Genomic DNA, 22,714 nt, shown 5'->3' with positions numbered 1-22,714 from the left:
TCTCTGTTGTTAGAGGAAACATATCGATTAACAAAACAAAAAATAAAAAAAGAGGGAAAAAAGATAAAAAGAATTATCGAACTTCTTTTCTTAAAGATTGTTTAAATGGCCTTCTTCTTCTTTATCACAGTAATTACAACTACTCCAATTATAAGAACTCCGCCTCCAATACCCGCATAGGTCGCCCAACTTGGAAGATTTGCGAAAAATTGACCGATGGTCTGTTTGTTATCATATTCGATTATTGGTGTATGAAACGCGGTTATATTATATCGGGCAATATTGATGTTATAATTGATCACATCTCCCACGAGAGGAGTCGCTTCAATTAAAATCCAATATGTTGAAGGAACAATTCCACATTCATATGAGTGGTTTGAAAAACCTATATACTTTACATCCGTGTTTATTGTATTTGGTCCGGAATTATCCAACCAAATATTATCATAGATTAAAGCATCTCCAATTAGGAAAGCGTTCTCATAATTAAATGCAAATTGCCACCAATCGTACATCCTGGTCTCATTGATAAATATTAAAACTTTATCATAATTTGTTGTATCCAATTCTCCTTGCAGATTGTAATTCAATGTAGTGTAATCTATATCATTTAATTGGGTGTCTACCAATTCAGCTCCTGTAAATGTCTCTTGCTTGATAAAATCATTTTCGTCACTAGTACCTACTCTGAATGTTAGATCTGTTTCATCATAGGGTAAAAATTCGGAACCATTATGTAATTCTACATCATAAGGCCACATAAAAAAGTAACCTTCCATATCTCCCATCAAAAATAAATTACTATCCATGGTGGCTACATCACTTATTGGATTAATGCTATCTTCTACGGAAGATAATGTGATTGTTCCCTGGTCTACAATAGGGGCTAAACTAGTGAAAGTTAAATTATTAAACTGTGATTTTTGTATAATTCCAGCGAATAATTCGAAACGTAAGTTTTTACCCGCAATGTTGCTATTGTCCGACCGTTGAAGTGTAATGTTGTATTCCAAATCATACACAAAATCTGAAAAGGAAAGTGGAAATATAACTGGTTGCATTTCTGCACCACTTTCAATGTCAAAATCTAGTGCATTGAACTCCACATTGGAAAGATCTGAAATGATTTGATCTGGATCAGCAACTGTTTTCTCAGTATGATCAACTGAACTGCTAATAGTAAATTCTTGAGAGGTCAATTCTAGAAATACTGAATTTAAAGAGTTTCCGGGGTGATCAATGTGTGCATAATATGTTCCTGGATGGAACATGTAAACAGAGTGAGAATTTGCAGTTGCGAGAGCTGGAACATACTTTGTTCCTTCTTTTGGATCGTTATATAAAAATGTTAGATCGGGATTTCCATTTAGAATTCCAAAGAGTGGTGTTCCATCAACATCTTCTGCTGAGAAATGGATCATTTCAGATTTATTGACTTCAATTTTAATAAAAGTCCGACCTGGTGATGGTGAAATTTTGATCACTTTTTGTTCTCCCAAAGAATAATCTTCAAATTGGGTAACTTCATCAAAAGTTGTAACATAATATAGTAAGTTTCGGATAGGTCCTGCAGCATTCCATTCATAGTAATTTTGATTTATAACTATTAAATAAGCAGTTCCATCGAAGGGGATAAATGTGTAATCATCGTCTCCGGTCGTATCTATGGTATTGTACGAATATCCATAAGGTGTTGGAGTTGCCAAAAATATTGTTGGACTGCCACTTGAACCCCAGAGAAGATCAAAATTGTGGTGTAAATATTGTCCTGCTGATACATCTAAATTGTATACATGCACAAATTCTTCAGAAATTGCACCTTGGATGACATCTGGTCCTACTTCGGTAACTTCAGCATCTTTATATGAATATTGATCCCCGAATTTAATTTTATTCATCGGAGAAATCATTTGGAAATCAAAAGAGATTTGATTCTTTGCTCCTGCAAAATGGAAAATAAACTCCCCAGTTTCTTCTGTGGTAAAAATAAAATAATCCCTGGCGACTTCACCACTTGGTGCAACTGTGGGTAAGGAACCTCCAAATTCTCCAATTGCATTTCCTTGTGGATCGACTAAATAGGATAGGATTGGGGAGATTGTTGAAATTGCATCTTCATCAAAATATAAAATGTAATTTCCAGGTTTATTAACAGAAAGATAAAGTTCGAGCATTTGTATATCTGGATTGTCTATTTGAAACATTCCTGAAGAACCTGGTGAAATCGTTCCAAGAACATTTTTAGAAACTGAAATATTGAAGGAAGCTTCATCATCTGGAATGTCTTCAATATTATCAATGTGCAACCAGTCAACATTGTTCCAAGGATCCGTAAGACTGCTCATTGATGAACCTCCTGCATAACCTATTGCGTAGGGATAAGCTCTGGTGTCTGTTACTGTGGATGGTGTTCCTATAGTTGCATTTTGTTTGGTTGTAAAGGTAAATTCTGCAGGAATGCTCCCTTCTACCCATATTTCATTAAGTGCATTATTTTGAGTGATGATGGCTAAGCGAGAATATGAATCATTTTTGCCAGTATCTATCAAAGACACTTGTGTTGTGGAAACATTATCTGCGTTTACTGCGGATGTTGCAGTAATCAATGTCGGTTGCATTATTGCGCTTAGAATTAGTAGCATAATAGTGCTGATAAAGAGTAAATTGTATTTTTTCATATTTATCAATCCAAAGATTCCTTTTTTTCTGAAAAACCAAAAGAAATCAATGTATAACCATTTCCTTGATCTTTTTTATTAATAAATTTATTCTCATTGGAGATTTGAAAATCAATCTTAATCCAAACCATTAAGTTTAACCAAATATTTTTAATATCGAGCATAATGTCAATTAAGAATCATTCTCCTCCTTCTAATGTGGAATTATTGGCTCCCGCGAAAAATTTTATGGCGCTAAAAGCTTCAGGACCGTATGCGGATGCGGTCTATTTTGGAATTGAAAGCTTCAATATGCGAATGAAAGCAGATAATTTTACTCTCGATTCTTTACCTCGCATAGCTCAATTATGTCATAATCCCATCGACAAAAATCATCGAATTCGAAAGGCATATATGACTGTTAATATAGTTGTTTATGAGAATGAACTTAGTCAGTTGAAGAAAGTAATTCAAGCGGCAAAAAATGCTGGAATAGATGCAGTTATTGTCCATGATTTCGCTGCCATTCAAATCGCCAAAAAAGTAGGGATCCCTTTTCATATTTCTACACAATGTAATGTCTCCAATTCTGAAGCAGCTCTATTTTATGAAGATTTGGGGGCAGAGCGAATTATACTCGCACGGGAATGTTCTTTAAATCAAATTAAAGAAATTGTCCCTAAAATGAAAACTGCTGAAATTGAAGCCTTTATGCATGGAGCCATGTGTAGTTCTATTTCAGGACGCTGTTATCTTTCGCAAACGATCGCTTGTTCTAACAAGCAATCGGCTAATCGTGGCCTTTGTACTCAGCCATGCCGTGGCGAATGGAAGTTAACTTCTCAAAGTGGTCATGAATTTATTTATAATGGAAAACGTATTTTCAATTCCCGGGATCTCTGCATGATTAATTATGTTCCACAGCTGATAGAATCGGGCTTAAAAAGTTTTAAAATTGAAGGCAGAATGCGGCATCCACATTATGTAGAAACGGTTACACGGTGCTATCGGGAAGCCATAGATGCTTATTTCGCAGGAGATTTCAAAGAAATGCAAAAAAAAAATCGCTGGATTACCCAATTAAAACGTGTGTATAATCGTGGCTTTACTACTGGGTTCTATTTTAATATGGCTACTGCCAAGGATTCTCAGCTAAATAGTCCTGCAAATGTTTCCCATTTCCGTTATATTGAAATGGGAAGGATTCAAGAGTCTTTTCGGAGTCATGTCGCAAAAATTAAATTGGAAAATGGAACCTTATCAGTTGGGGATGAAGTTATCATTATGAGTACAGAAAAAGGCTATGAGACTTATTTTACACAAAAAATCCAGGATATTCAGATGAATGGGAAATCTATCCAACAAACACTTAAAGCTACCAAAAATAAACCGATTCTTATTACCACAAAATTAGATGGCCCCACTAACGATAAAAATATTGATGCTATCTATAAATTTACCGAAGAGACTTACCAAGCACCCCGAGGAAAAGGGAAGAAAAGAAAAAGTACTTATACTTTGAAATAAAAAAAGTTGTTTATTTGGTGAATTGGATAAAATAACCTTAGTTTGAAGATGGTTTCTTGGGTTGTTTAATCAGAAATGTTAATAGCACGCCAATCACCAAACTGATTCCTGATATAATAAAAGCAGTCACTTGTAGGTTTATATCATTAAAATATCCCCCCAAAGGAGGGCCGAAAATAGCCCCAATCCCAAAGGAAAAGAATACCCATCCATAATTGGCAGAAAGATATTTTCGTCCGAAAACACCTCCGGTGGCCATTGGAAATACTGTAAAATTCGCACCATAATTAAAAGCAATGATTGCCATTCCAATATATAAGGTCGCGGGTGACCGAACTAAAATGGCCATTAGGAAAAAAGTTATGGCTTGTACACTATCCATGATGATGATGGATAACTTCCAGCCGATTTTATCGGAGAACCATCCCATAACTATTCTTCCCAGCCCATTAAAGAGGGGATAGATGACGGCTGCCGCAAATGTTGCAATAGCGGCAGCATTTTCGTATTCTAATCTAATTAATACTTGTTGAGACCATATTTTAGAAATTCCAATTACCATTAGTCCTGCGCCTGAGCCTACCATAAGGGTATAAAACAAAAAATAAAATTGGGGCATTTTAAGCATTTCTTTTCTTTCGTAATTGACTTCTTCCATGGTATCACTCGCATTTTTTGCTAAACTTGGGTCATAACCAGCCACCGTGTATCCTTCAGGAGGATTATAGATGAAGAAGTAAGAAAACATAATCATTATTATAAAACAGATTCCATAGATGATAAAAGTCCATGAGATTCCTACTGCGTCATAAAACACACCTTGTAATAAATATTGCCAAATTAATGATCCTGTGCCAAAACCTGCCATTCCGAGACCTGTTACCAAACCTTTTTTGTCAGGAAACCATTTTGAACAAACACTTATTGGTAAAGCATAAGCAATTCCAATACCTGCTCCACCAATCAGTCCTACAGTTAAAATTATCGAAATGGGGCGTAAGGGTAATATCCCTCCCAAAATGTATCCCGATCCAGTAACGATAGCACTTAAAATAATCAGTTTTTGGGGTCCAAATTTTTCATTTAATTTACCAGCAAAAATAACAGCAATAGCCAAAGCTAATGTCCCAGCAGAAAATACCCATTGTGTTTCTGAGCTGGTCCAACTTTCTTCCGTTTTTAGATAACTCGCAAATGTTGACCAAGCATATATCGCACCAAGTGCTAATTCGAGAATAACTGCTGCAATAACAACTAGCCACCTATTTTGAATTTTTTTGGCTTGTAATTGATTTTCATCCATAATCTTGTTTCACCATCGATTTTTTTGGTAAATTTAGCTTTTTTTGGCAATAATTTCCAAGAAAATATTGATTTTTGATAGTTATTTTCTACATTAGGTAAGTAACTTTAAAAAACTATTTAACAAAGGAATATACCATGGGTTATTCAGAATTGTATAAGAAATCCATAGAAGAACCAGAGGTTTTCTGGGGTGAAATTGCCGAAAATCTTCATTGGTTTAAAAAATGGGATAAAGTCTTAGATTCATCAAATCCACCATTTTATAGATGGTTTGCTGGAGCAGAAACTAATATCTGTTACAACGCTGTAGATCGATGGGCTACCGGTGATCACGCGAAACGATCCGCTTTTATTTACGAAAATCCTGTTGACGAAGTTTCAACTTCAGTTTCTTATGAAGATCTTTTCAAACAAGTGAATGAAGTGGCGGGATTGTACCAACATTTGGGCTTAAAAAAAGGAGATCGGGTTATAATCTATCTTCCCATGTCGATTGAAGCCTGTGTGGCAGCTCTTGCGTGCACACGAATTGGGTTAATACATTCTATCATCTTTGCAGGATTTAGTAAAGAATCTATTGCTGTGCGAATTGATGATGCTAAACCTAAACTGATCATCTGTGCTGATGGAAGCAAGCGTGCTGGAAAAGTTACAGATCTGAAATCTATTATTAATGATGCCGTGGATATCGCAAGTTTTAAAGTGCCAAAAGTGTTGGTGGTAGATTTTAAAATAAAAAGTTATATACCTATTAATGATAGAGATCTGGATTGGAAAACAGAATTAGCTTCTTGTCCAATCAAGAAGGTTGATTGTACATCCTTAAAATCCGATGATCCATCATATATTTTATATACTTCGGGAACGACGGGCAAGCCTAAGGGTGCTCTTCGAGATACTGCCGGTTACATGGTTGCTCTCTATTATTCGATCTTTTCACTTTATGGATGTAAGGATGATTCTGTCTACTTCGCGACTTCGGACATTGGGTGGGTTGTAGGTCATAGTTATACCATATATGGGCCCCTTATTGCCGGACTCACAAGTATTATTTACGATGGAACGCCGATTCATGGGAAAGGCGGTGAACAGAACACAGGTATTTGGTTTGAAACCATGGCGAAAGTTAAGGCGGACGTTGTTTTCAGTTCCCCTACGGCATTTCGAGTACTCCGAAAATATCCTGAGGAAAATATTACCAAGCATGATTTAAGCAAACTACGTTATCTTTTCTTAGCGGGTGAACCTTTAGATCCACCTACCTATAATTGGGTTAAGGATGTTTTAAAGGGGATCGATATTGTGGATAATTATTGGCAAACCGAAACTGGCTGGCCCGTTTTATGTAATCCTGTTGGTGTTGATAATCTTCCAATCAAAGCGGGTTCTCCATCTTTCCCTACTTGGACATGGAATCTTGAAGTTGTAGATGAAGAAGGTAATCGTGTTAATCCTGATGTTAAAGGATTTTTGGTTGCTCATCCACCCACTCCACCTGGGTTCATGATGACGGTTTATGGTGATGATCAACGTTTCATAGATACCTACTGGAAAGTAATTCCTGGGAAAGATATGTATTATACAGGGGATTATGCCATCGTAGATCCTGATGGTTATTATTATGTATTAGGTCGGGCCGATGAAGTTATCAAGGTTGCTTCTCATCGCTTAGGAACTCGTGAAATTGAAGAATTACTAAATTCCCATCCTGCGGTTGCCGAAAATATGGTTATCGGTATTATTGATGAAGTAAAAGGACAAGCGCCCTTAGTTTTAGTTGTATTAAAAGAAGACATTGTATTCAACGATGAATTGAAAAAGGAAATGAGGTTGTTAATTAGGGAAGGTATAGGGCCAATAGCTACCCCAAAAGAGATCTTGAATGTCAGTAGATTGCCTAAAACGAGATCTGGAAAAGTTATGCGTCGAATTATAAAATCTATTGCAGAGGGAAAAAATATCGGAGATATTTCCACTATTGAAGATGGAGCATCGGTCGAAGAAGTTCGTAAAGCCATAGAACCTTTGTTAAAATAACATACTTTTTTTTTTTTTTAATTTCTTTGAAAAATTTATGAATTAGAAACGATTTGGTAATTTAATTATAATGGAGCCTAAAGAATTTCCCATATTGGAATTTGATCCAGAAAAAAAAGCGATAATCAATCCTGACCATTTTTTTAAAGGTGTTGAAACTCCCGAAGTCTGTATTTTTCCCTTTTATAAGAAAGTTATAAATAATTTGGTTGATCAGAACATTTTACATGAAATTGGTCATGAAAAATCATTGGTACTTGATCCGCTGCCTCTATATAAAATGTCTCATAAAGGAAAATCTCTTGCTGTGGTTACTCCAGGTTTAGGGGCACCTTTTGCGGCAAGTATGCTCGAATTTGCAATTGGAATGGGTTGTAGAAAGATAATTGCTGTGGGATCTTGTGGTGTGTTGGATCCATCAATTCCAGCAGATCATTTGATTGTCCCTAGTTCTGCTATTCGGGAAGACGGGACATCCTACCACTATTTTCCTCCCAGTCGTGAAATTGCAATTAATCCGAACATGCAAACAGTCATAAAATCTTATTTGGACAAAAAGAATATTAAATATCTTCAAGGAAAAACATGGACTACCGATGCTTTTTATCGTGAAACACCTGAAAAGGTAAAATTTCGGCGAGAAGAAGGGGCTGTTGCCGTTGAAATGGAGGCGGCTGCATTGGCGGCTGTTGCCGATTTTCGAGGTGTTTCATTAGGTTATATTTTAGGTGCGGGGGATGATGTAAGTGGCTTGGAATGGGATCATCGCAATCTTATGAAATCCATGGGATTCCATGAAAAATTGTTTTGGCTTGCAGCAGATATCGCAACTACTCTCCTTTAAATCTTTTTTCAAAAATTTTTTGTTCGGTCATGTAAAATTAAAACGAAATAGAAAAAAGAATAATTATTATCTTTGGGAGAGATCCCTTCTAAGTAATTTAATCCGTCGTTTTAATCCAACAATTTCTTCATTTAAACGGGTAGTTTCTTTCTTAGCCATCAGCAATTCAATATTTGATTTGGACATATCATCTGCCAAGCTTTCTGCAATACCAGATTGTTCTTCTAAATCACGTTTTAGAGTTTCAACTTGTTCTTTTAATTGTCCTCCTGATTTTGCTTGTTCCAGCTCGTCTTCCAATTGTGACATCTTTTCAGCTGTATCTTTGAGTTTTTGTTCTGTTTCTTGCAATTTAACTGTGAGTTCTTCTTTTTCTTCTCTCGCTTTTCGTGCCAATCGTTCCATGTCTTGCTTAATCAAATCGTATTTATCTGTAACCTCTTTGACTTGATGCTTCAATTGTTCAATTTGGTCTTTGGTTACTTCGTATCTGCCCACGGCTTCCGAAGCTTTTACTATTTGATCGCTTATTTCGGTATTTAATTCTTCAATTCTTTGTTTTAATAAATCATTTTCAATGTTTTCTTTGAGTATTTCTTCTTCAGACTTGTTTTCTTGTTGTTTTTCTTTCTCAAAATCAGCCACTTTTGCTTCCAGTCGTCGGATGATCGCAATATGGCCTCGATCATGATTTTTCAACTCATTGATGCGTTCAAATAAAACACTTTTTTGATCGATTAATTCCGTTATTTTATCATTTAAATCTTCTTTTTCCGCTTGGATCCTGAGATTATCCATTAGTGCTTCATGAAATTCTTCTTCCCGTTTCTCAAAATCCTTAATTACCTCTTCCTTTTCACTCATATTTTCTTTTAATTCTTGAGTGTCTAATAATTGAGTCTGTAACTCTTCAATTTTATCGCGAAGTTTTGTTTTTTCAGTTTCAACATCAAGGTGTAATTTCTCTAAATTGCGTGACTTTTCTGAATATTTTTCTTCCCAAGCACTTAACTGTTTATCCTTAGCTGATAGATCCGCTTGAATTTTTTCAAGTTCTTCTTTATGTACCATGGATGCGATCTTATCTTTATAATCTCGAATTTCCTGTCGTAAATCGTCAATTAAAACTTCTTTTTCATTAAGTTTTTCATTGAAGGATTGGGAAACTAAATCCACATCTTCCCCATTTTTAGATGATTCTTCTCGAATGTTGATGCATTCTTGCTTTTTTAAATCTAATTCTTCTTGTAATTCCAAAATTCGAGAATTTAATTGCTCTTTATTGTGCCGTAATTCTTCATTTTCTTTTTCAATTCCCAATAAATTTTCTTTTGATTGAGTAAGAAAATTTTGCAACATATCGTAATCTTCAGTTATTTGAGACACTTTAGATTGGAGTTCATGCTTTTCTTCTAAAATTTTCTCCATATCAGTGGCCAATTTTAGATTTTCTTCTTCCAAATCTTGATATGTTTCAGCTTTTTCCCGAAAATCATTCAAGATATGTTGATTATTCTCCAGTTCTTCTTGAAGAGAACTAACTCTTGATTGCAATAATTTTAATTCATTTTGATTGATTGAAAGCTCCGATTCATTTTCCAAAATCTGCTGACGTAGAGTAGAATTTGTTTCTGTAATTTCTTTATTGTTTTGTTCTAATTCGGAAAATCGGTCAACTTCGTTCTTATGTTTTTCTATCTCTAATATTAGATCCTTGATTTCATTTTCAAGTTCTTTGATCTTTGTATTTCTACGTTCCACTCGTTCTTTTAATTCTTGCATTTCTGATGCATTATCTTGTAATGGGGTGTTAAAAGGAGACTTGTCTGGGGAAATTGTTACTTCTTCGTTTATGGTATCAATTGATGTATTATCTTCTGAATTTATTTCAGAGGGTTTATTTGCTTCTTCTTCTTGTTGATTCTGTTCCTCTACCGGATTATTGTACTGATTGTTCTGTTCTTCTTCCATCTTTTTTACCCATTTCCCGCTTTGTAATTCTTATTCTTATGATATATGTTAATTCCCAATGTTAAATATTTATTTCAATACAAAAGCAAGCACTATCTAGATAAAAAATTCTGAAGGTTGGTGATTTTTTTATTCAACTTTTGAATTTCCAAATTCATTTCTTCCATATCTTGTGAAGATTGTAAAGAATGTTGAATTTTCTTGAGTTTTATAAGTTCGTCTTTCAATTTTGAAATTTTTTCTGAAAAAAATGATTCATTAACTGCATGTTTTTTCTCATGGGTTTGTGAAATTTCCGTGATTAATTGATATTTCTTTATTGCAGGCTCATATTTTTTCTTAAAATTATTAAATTTTGCTTGAGAGTCTTCCAAATCCGTTTTCAACTTCTCAATCGTTTTACCATAATCTGAATTTTTTTCTTTCAATTTCGAATTCTCTTGTTTTCCTTCTAATATTTTATTTTGATCGATTTTTCGTTCATTTTTGAGGGTAAGAATTTGTTTTTCTATCTTCTTTATTTCTTTTTCCCTTTTAATATCAAAAGACTGAGATTGTGATGCAAAATGTGTCTGGATTTCGAGTATCGTTTGATTTAATTTATTATTTGTTTCTTTTTCTTCCATAAGTTGACGATTTAGATTTTGAAGGATCTCTTTTGATTCATCTGCACTTCTTGTTTGGTAATCTTTTAATTTCTGAATTTCTTCCTCATATATACTTATTTTTTCTTTGAATTGGGGTAATAATGCTTGCTTTTCTTGAGATTTGTTTTGAAGTTCTAAGATCTGTCTATCTTTTTCTGAAATTGATTTTGTTAATTTTTTCTTCTCTCTTTCATGATTTTGATTGATTTTTTCAATATTTATTTTATGCTCTCTAAAATTTTTTTCTATTTCTCTCTTTTTAGATTCCAAACTCTCGTTCATTACATGAATTTCATGCTCAAATTTGTTTTTTGCATTTTCAATGCAAGATTTTTTCTCTAATTCCAAGTTTGAAATATTAATATGATATTTTTCAATTTCCGAATCATATTTCCGCATAGTTAACAAGAGATTGCTTTGTAATTGATGAATTTTTTCTTCTTGCTCTTGAACTTTTTCTTGCATCTTTTGGGAAAATCTACTCTGCTCCTGTTGATCGCTTTCAAATTTTTCTCTATTTTCATCTATCTTTTGGGTTAGATTTTTAATTTCTTCTTTACTAAGTTGAATTTGAGCATCCAAATGAAAGCGTGAACTGTGGTTTTCTTCAATTTCTCTTTTAAGTTGCTCTATTTGAGATGCACTTTCAGTTTGAATTGCCTTGAATTCTTGCTCTTTCTCAAAAATTGATTGTTCTAACTTTGAATTTTTCTGTTTCAATGATAATTTATCCGCTTTTAATTTATCATTTTCCTTAATATTCTTCTCACAAGATATCTGCATAGATTTAATTTGATTTTCTAATTCTGAAACTATATTTGCATTTTCTGTAGTTTTCAAAGAAGTTCGTGTTTCTAAATTATTTTTTAGTTCAACATGTTCCTTCCATAGATGGTCATATTTTTGTTGCAATTGGAGATTATCTGCTCTTAATTTTTCTAAATCTAGGGATAAAACATGAGATTTTTCATGAAGTTTCTTCAACTCTGTGTCATTTTCGAGAGTTTGAATCTCAGTCGTCAGTATTTTGATTTGTTTTTGTAATTCAAAACTATTTTTTGATTCTTTTTTATACTTTTCAAGTTGTTCTTCTAACGAATTTATTTTAACTTCTCTTTTAGAGTGTTCAATTTGTAAGGATTTATATCTATCTTGTAAAGTAGCTTGTGGTGTGGAGTATAGTCGTAATTCAGCAACTAATTTGGAATTTTTTTTTGTTAACTCTTCAACTTTTTTTTTCAATTCATTTATCTGAGAAATTTGTTTCTTTTGCTTATTCAATTTTGTCTTTAATGGGTGCAATTTATCTTCAAGGGATTTAATTTGAACATTTTTCTCTACCAAAACTTGATCATAATTGGTTAATTCTTCTATATGTTTCTGTTGGAGTTCTATTTGTTGGTTTAAGTCCCTAATTGTCTTTTGAAGCTGTTGAACTAGTGATTCCGATTGTTCTTCTTGTAAGAATTGTTGTTCCAGTTGACTCAAGTCAAAATTTTCTGAATTTAACTCCATTTGACCATCATCTTTTTCTCCCATGCAAGCAGCTCCAATACTAAATCCAAATAGTAGTAAGATTCCATTTGAATCATAGAACAAAATATTTTGTTTTAAGAAAGAGTGCAAAAAAAAACCCAAGTTAATGATAAAAAAAATTTAATGTGGGAAATTATCCCAATCAACATGTTCTTCTACTTGATCTCGACACAATTGAATCTCATTAGGTTGAATGTGGGTGTGAATCTTCTTAATTTGTTCTGTTATCGTGTAAGTATCAGAAGGAGATTTGATCAATGGGATTCCTTTTTCTTCAGCAGCACTTATGACCCGTTGATTGGGATCAATATTTCCTGAGAATATAATCAGCCCTGCTCCTATTTCAATTGCTCCCAAAGCTACATCGCTCCGATCTCCCCCCGTTATAATACATTGGTTTTTTTGTTTTCTCATGAAACTAATGGCTGCATTTGCACCCATTGCTCCAATTGTAAATCCATCAATAAAATTATTCTTAATTTTGATATATTCCCCTGAAATTAGATTCCCATGGACAGCTTCCATAATTTCTGCAATAGTTGGTTTTTCAAGCTGTTTGGAATTTTTCAATCCCCCAATTACGTTAATTTGGAGTCTTTCTAAAAGGGGTTTGTGATATTTTTCAATTCTTGTGTCAGCATTTTGTGTTGTGCCACTTAAAATTACCCCTGCAATGGGCACATTTTGAGATTTTATATAATTGTATGTCCCAACTACAAGATTTAAGTCATCATCATCAGCAATTGGTGCACAAATGATTACTTCGGATTTGAATTCCTTTGCCATTTGGAGATCATCTAATCCAACAACACAGTATTGATTGAAGTTGTGATTTCCTTCAATTAAAATAATATCTGTTTTTGCGCTGATGATTTGATATGCATCTTTAATTTTTTCCATCACATCTGGAGCTTCTTCAAGTAAAACTTCATCGAGAAAGTATTCGGGATTATAAAATTGAGGGCAAATCAGTTCTTTTGAAAATTGACGGGCGACTACTGCCGATATAACCGATACATCCTTATCCGTGCGATTTTTGGGAGTCATGGACAATGAATCCCCAATGGGTTTAAAGTAACCGGGTTTATGTCCAGTTTCTTTTAATTTTAAAAAGGCACCAATCGCAATAACCGATTTCCCAGAACCTCCCTTAGTTGAGGTGAGTAAAATTGATCTCGTGGCCATAATTAAAATTAGGTTAAACTCTCTTATTAAGATTTGATCAAAAAAAGCTATAAGCATTTTTGTTTAGAATGAACTTTTTAAAAAAAAAAAAAACCAAAATCAGCAATTTCAAACCGAAATTTGATTAAAACCAAAAAATTCCCTTACTTTTCGATTTGCTTCTTTAGTTTGATCTTTATCTAATCTTAAATTTGATTCAATTTCTCCGATATGCTTAAAGTTTAAAGCGAAATTTCTAATGGCTTCCTTATAAAATACTGTTGATTTCTCCATTAATAATATTACAGAAAGATCTGTATCAGGAATTTGTTCAATCAGAAGATGAATATTGTTAAAAACCATTTCTTCAAGATGATTTTGTAAATTCCCAGTTAATTCTCCAAAAATTTTTCCAACGGCATTTAAAGCTCCTGAAAATAATAAATCGCTGTTATCATCCGTGTTTTTAGATTCTAATCGTTGGAAATCAAAGGAATAATAAGATATTCCATTATTATCAATAATTAAAAGTTTCCTAAGAGAATTTTCTTGAAACATAAAAATCCCCCCTCTGAAAACAGTTATACAGATTATAATGTAATTGAGTAGCAAGAAAAATTGTACGACTAAATTCCATGCTCTAACTATCGCTACTGTAGGATCTGAGGTGAGAATTGCACTTAAAATACTAAGCAAGATACTAAAGATGATACTAAATGCAATGATTTTGTACTTTTTAATTAGAATATCGTTGGTAGATCTCTTTATGCTTTGTCGAATGAAGAGTAGTAAGCTAATTAATTCACAAGTTGTTAATGCGATAACTACATACGCTAAACTTTTGAATATTTGCATTCCTTGAATAAATTGAGCGTCTTGAATTCCACCTGGGCCAAAATTTATTTCCATAGTAGAAAAATCTAAAATGCTGAAAAACACAATCAAAAATGTAACCATGGCAGAAAGAATCACTATTACTGAACTAACGAATAATTGATTTTTCTTTGTTAAAACATGCTCATATTTAAAGGATTCAAAAAATAGGATTAAAAACAAGCTGCTTATCAAAAGAATTAGAAAACTTGAACTTGAAAAGATAAACTGAAGTTTAAAACTATCTATAGAAAATTGAAGAATCTTTGGAACCAAATTTCCAACAAAAAACGCCACCATACTTAAAATGTAATACTTCATGTTTCTATGCTTATATTTCATAGAATACCTGATCACATAGACTATAATGATACCTATTACAAATAGTTGAATAATTGAAAGCACACTTTCAATATCTAATATACCCTGCAAAAATGTATTGTTTTGAACCATGATTTTAATTTTAAGTAATCATTTAAAATAGCTTTCAAACCATTGGTTCTTCTTATGAGAACAAAGGTCCTACATACTTCAAAAATATCTACTCTTATACTATTTTCAATATTAAATTTCAGGTTAACTAGTTTTTTTTGAAATATAAGGATAAATTTGAATTCTGGGTAATAGTTTTTGACATCTTTTTTTGCTAAAAATTGAGGGTCATATGTTTTAATGAGCAATGCTCATTTATTCTAAATAATTGAGTTGTGCTCATTTATTATAAATCTCAATTAAAAAAAAAGTTGATTATATATGTCAAAAATAACAAACAATAATAAACAAACTAAGAATGTTATTTGTCTACTTGCAGGTGCATTCGTCTATACATTCGTTGGTTGGCATTGGAATATCTCGCTGGCTGCATGGATCTCAATACCTTTAATCATGTGCTATTTTCGTTCACAAGATCGATTTTTAAATCAATTACTAATTGTTCCAGTACTATCTGTTCCTGGTTTTCTTAAAATGGTGAATGGGTGGGATATGGAATTATATCTGGCCATTACAATTGCGATTCTTGCTGTGGTTATATTAGTGTTCATTCCTCTAATAGTTGATAAGATTTTAGAACGACGTTTTTCAATGATAATTTCGTCATTTATTTTTCCTAGCATGGTTGTACTTACAGAATTTTTGCTAACATTAACCCCACTTGGAACAGGGATGTCATTGGGTGCTACCCAATTTGATCATCAGGCCATTTTACAAGTTACCTCTTTAACAGGGATTTGGGGGCTATCATTTTTAATAAGCTGGACTGCAAGTATCATCAACAAGCTATGGGAACAAATAAATGAAAAAAATTCCTCAAAACTGCTCTTGGCTCATTCTCCATTAAAAGTAAGAAAGAAATTAATAAAAGTTTATTCTGTGGTTGTAGTAGTGATCCTAACTTTCGGTACTTTTCGATTAGCTCTATTTGAGCCTAGATCCGAGACCGTCAGAATTGCCTCAATTTCAGTACCTCATAAACAGAATTATTGGGGGGAAATTGTTGATCAAAAAACACCAACAGAGACTTCCACGTCATTTAAAACAGAATTTGTTCAAATAGAAGAACAACTTTTTAATCTCTCACAAAAAGCTGTAGATGCTGGTGCCAAAATAGTATTTTGGAGTGAAGGAAATGATGTTTTTTATGAGGATCAAGAAGATTCATTTCTAAATCGATGCAAGCAATTTGCTGCCACCAATCAAATATATTTTATCCCAGCAGTATTGAAGCTATACTATGGATCATACGTGAGTGATAATATGGCATACATGATTACTCCTGAAGGAGAGATTGCTTTTGATTATATTAAGACTATTTCCTGGTATGAAACAACATCTGATGGAATTATAGATTACATTGATACCATATACGGACGTATCTCAATTACTATTTGCTTTGATAATGATTTTCCAAATTTTATAAGGCAAGCTGGAAAAAATAATGTAGATATACTTCTTGTCCCTGCTTTTGACACTGAAGTAATAAAAGATTATCATACAAAATCATCAATGATCCGGGGTGTAGAAAATGGAATGTCTGTTATTCGTCAATCGAATACTGGAGTATCAATGGGAATTGATTACTATGGTAATATTTTATCATATCAAGACTTCTTTAAAACCAATGAATGTTTGATGTTCACCGATTTACCCACAAATGGTATAAAAACTGGCTATAGTTTCTTAGGTGATTGGCTTGTATACATCAGTTTATTATTTATTTCTGGATTGATTGCATGGTCCATATTTTCAACCATAACTTTTAATCGCAAATTAAGAGAATAACTTTTTTTTTTTTTCATTCATTGCTTTAACACAAATCCTGTATAGGTAATTCAGAGTGATTTTTGGAACAAAACTTCAAATAAATTCTGAAAAACTAACCAATTCGGTAATTAGTGTCAAAATTTGTGGTAAGGATCTGAGGGGTGGTTATATAAATACTTTAAAATAAAAAATGTAAGAAAAAAAACAAACTTAACTCTTATTTATTGTGGGATCTTTTCCCAATCAAGATTTTCTACTTGATCGCGACAAATCTGAATCTCGTTGGCTTGAATGTGTGTTTGAATCTTTCGGATTTGTTCCGCTACTGAATAAGTATCCGAACTAGTAGTTAAAAGGGGAACTCCTTTTTCTTCTGCAACACTTACCACACGTTGAATTGGATCTAAATTTCCAGTGAAAATAATTAATTTTGTGCTCGTGTCTAAAGCAGCTAAGGCAATATCTGTCCTATCTCCTCCAGTAATGACACACTTATCAATACCGCCCCTAAAAATTTTTAATGCTGGCTCTGCACCCATAGCTCCGATTACAAAAGAATTGATCAGGGTATTTTTCACTTTAATAAATTCACCTGAATATAATTTAGCCCCAGTTGCATCCATTATTTCTGAAATGGTGGGTTTTTCAAGTTCTCGAGAGTTTGTTAATGCACCTATCACTATGATTCCTCGTTTTTCTAAAAGGGGTATGTGATATCGCTTAATTCGGGCTTCGGCGGTTTTTGTTCTGGCATTCAAAATGACTCCCGCGATTTCTAGATTTTGTGATTTAATATATTCATAAGTCGCAATTACTGAGTTTAAATCATCATCATCGGTGATTGGGGCGCAGATGATCATTGATGCGTTGAATTCTTTTGCAAATCTTAAATCATCTAATCCTATTGGTGAATATTGGCTCACGAAGTGATTGCCTTCAATGAGTACTAAATCGCATTTTGCGGAGATGTTGGTATATGCATCTTTTATTTTATGAAATACTTCATCCACTTCTTCTGGTAAGATTTCATCCAAATAATATTCGGGATTTAAAAAATGAGGGCATATTTCCTCCTTGGAATATTTACGTGCAACTACCGCAGAAATTACAGAAACATCTTTATCTGTGCGACTTTTTTCTTGACGGGTCATTGCATCTCCAATGGGTTTGAAATATCCCGGATTTTTTCCATTTTCTTTCATCTTCAAAAACATTCCAATGGCTACAATGCTTTTTCCCGCCCCAGAATGTGTTGATGTGAGCATAATTGTTTTTGTCATGGTTATCACCTGGTATACACAAAAAATTAGTGAGAAATGGTTATTTTAATATCGACTGCACTGTATCCTGATTCTGCATCGAAAACCAGGCATGGGTTGATATCTAATTCGACAATGTCCTTAAAATCATTAACTAATTGCGACAATTTCACTAAAATGCTTACTACGCCTTCGATATCACTTCGAGGTTCCCCACGGACTCCTTCTAGGATTTTAGAAATGTTGGTCTGTTTTAATTGTTTGAGTGCATCATCGCGATCATAATGGAAGGCTAAATCAAATTTTACATCTTTAACATAATTGGCATAGATTCCTCCACTTCCCACCATAATCATCGGTCCCCATTGGGGATCTCTGTTAATTCCAAAGATCAATTCATTTACCTTTTTCTTATCTTTTGTGGTAATCATTTGTTGAACTTCAACTCCCCTCAAATCTGCATTGGATGGCCCCTTCGCCTTGGCATTTGACATAATCGATATAAAAGCATCTTTTGCTTTTTGCTGGGTGTCTATATTCAAAACGACTCCGCCACAATCCCATTTATGAATTATTTGGGGGGAAACAATTTTCATAACTACTGGAAAACCAATCTCTTCTGCAAGTTCTGCAGCATCTCGTGCTGTTTGTGCGAGTCGTGATTTTGGATTTTTGATTCCGTAGATATCAAAAATTTCAGATGTTTCATAGCTTAATAATACTGCTCGATTGTCTTTCCGAACAATATCAAAAATTTCTCGAACTCGAGTAGTATTTACATCTACGTGCGGAACTTTTTTTTGGGTGATGATGGGTGATTTTTGAATTCTACCATAATATTCTAACCCTTTTAAGACCTTCACGGCTTCTTCAGGAAATGCATAGGTAGGTACTCCCCCTTTAGTTAGCACTTTGGCTGCTTCATTAACACTCACACCACCAATAAAGGATGCCACTAGTGTCTTATTGGGATATTTTTGATGTAAGGCACTCACTAGTTTCGCTACTCGTAAGGGTTCGGTTTGGGATTGAGGTGTTAAAAGGACTATTCCTCCTGCGACTTCTGAATCTGGACATTGAAAGAGGATATCAATGGCTGCTTCATATCTCTCAGGAGGTGCATCTCCAATAATATCGACGGGATTATAAAAGTTAGATTCTGCAGGTAAAACAGCTTGCAATTTATTTACAGTATCTTCCGTAAATTGAGCGAAACCTAAATTACTCGCTTCCATGGCATCGGTGGTGATAATACCTGGACCGCCAGCATTAGTGATTATTGCAAATTTATTTCCCTTTGGAATAGGGGCAATAATAAATGTTAAACAATAATTAAAAAGATCACTAATAGTTTCTGCGCGTATAACTCCGGCTTTTTTAAAGGCAAGATCAAATGCAATATCTGAACCTGCTAATGCTCCTGTGTGGGAAGATGCGGCTTTGGCACCTGCAGCGCTTCGACCTGATTTCAATAAAATTACGGGTTTTTTCTTAGTGGCTTCCGATACGACTTTGAAAAATTTTTCTCCATCTTGAACGGATTCAATATATGCTGCAATAACTTTGGTATTTTCGTCTTGAGCTAAATATTCAATATAATCCACTTCATCAGCATCACATTTATTTCCTAAACTGATAAAACTTGAAAAACCAATATCATTTTCTACAGCCCAGTCAAGAAGGCCAGTCATCATGGCTCCACTTTGTGAAAGCATCCCAATATGGCCCTTTTTAGGAGATAAAGATGAAAATGAAAAGTTCCCTGATGTAATCAAGCCTAAGCAATTAGGACCGAGAATCCGCATATTATATTTTTTTGCAATAGAAACAATTTGATGCTCACGTTCAATTCCGGCTCCACCAATTTCCTTGAAACCGGCGGTAATGATCACCATCGTTTTTATCCCTTTTTTTCCACAATCTTCGACGACGGGAACACAAAATTTTGATGGAATACAAACAACAGCTAAGTCAATGGGTCCAGGGACATCAGTTATTGATTTAAATGCTTTATGTCCTAAAATTTCATCCGCTTTTGGATTAATTGGATATATTATTCCAGAGTACCCGGATTCAGCCATATTTTTCAAGACTGAATTTCCAATTTTTCCGGGTTTGTTACTCGCGCCTATAACTGCCACCGATTTTGGGTGAAACATAGGTTGTAATTCTTCTACTGTTTTAGAAGGCATGTGTTTAATTCCTCGGAAAGTTCGTAATTATTAATAATTAATACTACAAGGAGATGTAAAGATCGAATGACCTTAAAATTATCGGTTTTGATCTAAACAAATGCCAAAATGATCATGGGATGTTGTCCCCATATTCAAGTCGGAGCACATAAATGATCATTTTTTGGTACTGGATGATTAAATTTCCAAAAAAAAAACTTTGGTTTAATATAAATTAAGTTCAAATGCTGAATATTGAACGATTTATTGAAGAAAAATTTCACAATTGACATATTATCACGAAAATTTAATGGTATTTCTGCAATATATCGATTTGATTTGATTCCAATTCAAAAATTCAAGAAATCTTGCGAGACATATTAACCTACTAGTACTTACTCCTTTTATATTTCAAAGCTAAGTAAGAATCAATTCTTTGATAAACTTCAAATAGAAGCTTTTGAGAAGAACGAAACAGATTTTGTAGTTGTGTTACAGAAAAGGTTGGACAAAATTTGTTTTATTAAAAAAATACAAGGTAAAAAATATGTCTGCTGAAACAGAAACGAAAGAGAATTCTACAGGTGGATTTGGAGAATTCCTCGAAAAAACATTCAAACTTTCAGAGAATAAAACTACTGTCAAAACTGAGGTTCTCGCAGGAATTACCAGTTTTATGACAATGGCATATATAATCGTGGTCAATCCAGGAATTCTTTCTAATGAATACGGGGCGAACCAAGATTTCAATGCAATTTTATTCTCAACAGTTTTAATCTCTGCGGTAATGACCATCGTAATGGGATTAATGTCAAATAATCCTTATGCTGTGGCCCCTGGTATGGGTTTAAATGCTTATATTTCTTTTGCATTAGTTGGGGGTGGAACAATAACTTGGGAAGAAATGATGGGGGCAATAATCATTGCTGGTGCATTATTAACTATCATGTCCTTAACTCCAATTAGTAGTGGGGTGTTAAAAGCAATTCCAAAAAGCCTTAGATTTGGTCTTGCGGCCGGAATTGGATTATTTTTAGTGTTCATTGGATTACAAGATGCAGGTGTGGTAATCAATAATGACGCCACATTAGTAGGTATGAATAATTTTGGTTTAACTTTTGCATTATTTCTATTTGGGTTAATTTTTACGGCTGTATTGATGCTTAAGAAGGTCAATGGTGCATTTTTAATTGGTATTGTTACCACAGCGATCTTAGGAGTAATTTTTTCCATAGGTGGATGGGGTACTAACGTTATTGATGAAAATTTTCAATCAATTGCGATAACCGAAATTGCTGCCTTACCCGATACAGGAACTTTCTTCAAATTTGATCTTGGGGTTATTTTAAAACCTGCTTTGATTATTCCAATTTTTACTTTAGCCTTTACTGATCTTTTTGACAGTGTTTCAACTTTTCTTGGTGTCTCTGAAGTGGGAGGATTACTCGATGAAAATGGTGATCCAAAGAATTTCAAGAGAACTCTTGTTGCTGATAGTTTAACTACTTTTGTATCTGGCTTTTTTGGAACTTCTGATGCAACAACATATATTGAAAGTGCCGCTGGTGTGGAAGAAGGTGGTAGAACTGGTTTAACTGCAGTTGTTACTGGATTATGCTTCCTTCCATTTATGTTTTTAAGTCCCTTATTAGCTGCCGTTCCATTATATGCAACCGCTCCTGTCTTAGTTCTTTTAGGTGTTTTGATGTTTAAACCTCTTGCAAATATTGATTGGACTAATTTGGAAGATGCTATTCCTGCGTTCCTATCTATGGTGATGATTCCATTTACTTATAGTATTACAAATGGAATTGTTTTTGGAGTTATTTCTTTTGTGTTAATTAAAATTGTTTTAGGGAAGATAAAAGAAATTAACGCATGGCTCTGGCTCACTTTTATATTTTCTGTTGGGGCTTTAATTGCTCCAATATTCTTGTAAATGAGAGCGTGAAGTACAAATTTTTTTTCATTTTCATTTTTTCCAACTTTTAATCCAAGCTGATTTACAAGAATATTAATGAAAAATACAAAGAAAAAAAGGTCAATTATGCTTCTGTTGCATAGATGCAGACACCATTTTCATCTAAGGTTGCATTATATTGGTGTTTATAACCGTTTCCTGTCCCATCTTGAGGATGATCTCCAGTTCCATTTCCTTGGCGTTTTTGTTGTTGTGTTCCAGTTCCATCACATGTTTCATTAGTCAAATCTGAGGTTAATTCTTCCGCTGAGGCATTAGCAGCAGCAATAAAGATGCCAACTGCTAACATTCCGACAATACTATATAACATTAATTTTTGAGAGCGTTTCATGGTTTTTCACACTGGTTGAGTGCTATGATAGTTAAGTCCAAAAGGATATATAAAGCATTTCGCACCAATGGTGCCCAATGTCTCGGACCTTTGGTCTGATTCGCCAAATTGTTATGATATATTTAATCTTTCGCTGATACTTTTCCCCA

At 33.9% G+C, this 22,714-nt stretch carries 14 protein-coding genes; 5 read left to right on the top strand and 9 right to left on the bottom strand.

Annotated features, from left to right (window positions below; all coding sequences use genetic code 11):
- Nucleotides 1-101: 101 nt before the first annotated feature.
- Nucleotides 102-2,678 (bottom strand): hypothetical protein, encoded by a 2,577-nt coding sequence (locus NEF87_RS08550; protein WP_457919457.1) that lies wholly within the window; start codon nucleotides 2,676-2,678, stop codon nucleotides 102-104.
- 165 nt (nucleotides 2,679-2,843) lie between these two features.
- Here NEF87_RS08550 and NEF87_RS08545 point away from each other — a divergent pair, with 165 nt between their 5' ends.
- Nucleotides 2,844-4,184, top strand: a complete 1,341-nt coding sequence (locus NEF87_RS08545) for a U32 family peptidase (RefSeq protein WP_457919456.1) — start codon at nucleotides 2,844-2,846, stop codon at nucleotides 4,182-4,184.
- 37 nt (nucleotides 4,185-4,221) lie between these two features.
- Here NEF87_RS08545 and NEF87_RS08540 read toward each other — a convergent pair whose 3' ends face one another.
- A complete protein-coding gene (locus NEF87_RS08540; RefSeq protein WP_457919455.1) occupies nucleotides 4,222-5,487 on the bottom strand; it encodes an L-lactate MFS transporter in 1,266 nt (421 codons plus the stop codon).
- Between the two features lie 137 nt (nucleotides 5,488-5,624).
- Between NEF87_RS08540 and NEF87_RS08535 the strand changes: the two genes are divergently transcribed.
- A complete protein-coding gene (locus NEF87_RS08535) occupies nucleotides 5,625-7,526 on the top strand; it encodes an acetate--CoA ligase (RefSeq protein ID WP_457919454.1) in 1,902 nt (633 codons plus the stop codon).
- A gap of 70 nt (nucleotides 7,527-7,596) precedes the next feature.
- The gene (locus tag NEF87_RS08530; RefSeq protein ID WP_457919453.1) at nucleotides 7,597-8,370 is read left to right on the top strand and encodes a nucleoside phosphorylase; all 774 of its coding nucleotides are present in this window, start codon (nucleotides 7,597-7,599) and stop codon (nucleotides 8,368-8,370) included.
- A 66-nt stretch (nucleotides 8,371-8,436) separates the two neighbouring features.
- Here the strand turns inward: NEF87_RS08530 and NEF87_RS08525 are convergent, their stop codons facing one another.
- The 4 genes from NEF87_RS08525 to NEF87_RS08510 form a co-directional block, all read right to left on the bottom strand.
- Complete coding sequence (locus NEF87_RS08525; RefSeq protein ID WP_457919452.1) at nucleotides 8,437-10,341, bottom strand: hypothetical protein; 1,905 nt, start codon at nucleotides 10,339-10,341, stop codon at nucleotides 8,437-8,439.
- A 92-nt stretch (nucleotides 10,342-10,433) separates the two neighbouring features.
- A complete protein-coding gene (locus NEF87_RS08520) occupies nucleotides 10,434-12,527 on the bottom strand; it encodes a hypothetical protein (RefSeq protein WP_457919451.1) in 2,094 nt (697 codons plus the stop codon).
- Nucleotides 12,528-12,644: 117 nt separating this feature from the next.
- Nucleotides 12,645-13,709, bottom strand: a complete 1,065-nt coding sequence (locus tag NEF87_RS08515) for a DRTGG domain-containing protein (RefSeq protein ID WP_457919450.1) — start codon at nucleotides 13,707-13,709, stop codon at nucleotides 12,645-12,647.
- 108 nt (nucleotides 13,710-13,817) lie between these two features.
- Nucleotides 13,818-15,014, bottom strand: coding sequence for a hypothetical protein (locus NEF87_RS08510; protein WP_457919449.1), 1,197 nt, complete (start codon nucleotides 15,012-15,014; stop codon nucleotides 13,818-13,820).
- Nucleotides 15,015-15,314: 300 nt separating this feature from the next.
- Between NEF87_RS08510 and NEF87_RS08505 the strand changes: the two genes are divergently transcribed.
- On the top strand, nucleotides 15,315-16,841 hold the full coding sequence (locus NEF87_RS08505) for a nitrilase-related carbon-nitrogen hydrolase (RefSeq protein WP_457919448.1): 1,527 nt from the start codon (nucleotides 15,315-15,317) through the stop codon (nucleotides 16,839-16,841).
- Nucleotides 16,842-17,044: 203 nt separating this feature from the next.
- On the opposite strand, the gene NEF87_RS08500 is transcribed toward NEF87_RS08505, so the two are convergent.
- A complete protein-coding gene (locus tag NEF87_RS08500; protein ID WP_457919447.1) occupies nucleotides 17,045-18,103 on the bottom strand; it encodes a DRTGG domain-containing protein in 1,059 nt (352 codons plus the stop codon).
- Between the two features lie 26 nt (nucleotides 18,104-18,129).
- Nucleotides 18,130-20,274, bottom strand: coding sequence for an acetate--CoA ligase alpha subunit (acs, locus tag NEF87_RS08495; RefSeq protein WP_457919446.1), 2,145 nt, complete (start codon nucleotides 20,272-20,274; stop codon nucleotides 18,130-18,132).
- A gap of 526 nt (nucleotides 20,275-20,800) precedes the next feature.
- Between acs and NEF87_RS08490 the strand changes: the two genes are divergently transcribed.
- Nucleotides 20,801-22,192, top strand: coding sequence for an NCS2 family permease (locus NEF87_RS08490; protein ID WP_371806025.1), 1,392 nt, complete (start codon nucleotides 20,801-20,803; stop codon nucleotides 22,190-22,192).
- 106 nt (nucleotides 22,193-22,298) lie between these two features.
- Here NEF87_RS08490 and NEF87_RS08485 read toward each other — a convergent pair whose 3' ends face one another.
- Nucleotides 22,299-22,565 carry a hypothetical protein gene (locus NEF87_RS08485; RefSeq protein ID WP_457919445.1) on the bottom strand — a complete coding sequence of 89 codons (267 nt, stop codon included), beginning with the start codon at nucleotides 22,563-22,565 and terminating at the stop codon, nucleotides 22,299-22,301.
- Nucleotides 22,566-22,714: the final 149 nt, after the last annotated feature.

Origin of the sequence: Candidatus Lokiarchaeum ossiferum (genome assembly GCA_025839675.1) — an archaeon.
GTDB classification, from domain to species: Archaea; Asgardarchaeota; Lokiarchaeia; order Sigyniarchaeales; family Promethearchaeaceae; genus Lokiarchaeum; species Lokiarchaeum ossiferum.
This window is presented reverse-complemented; position numbering and strand designations above follow the sequence as displayed.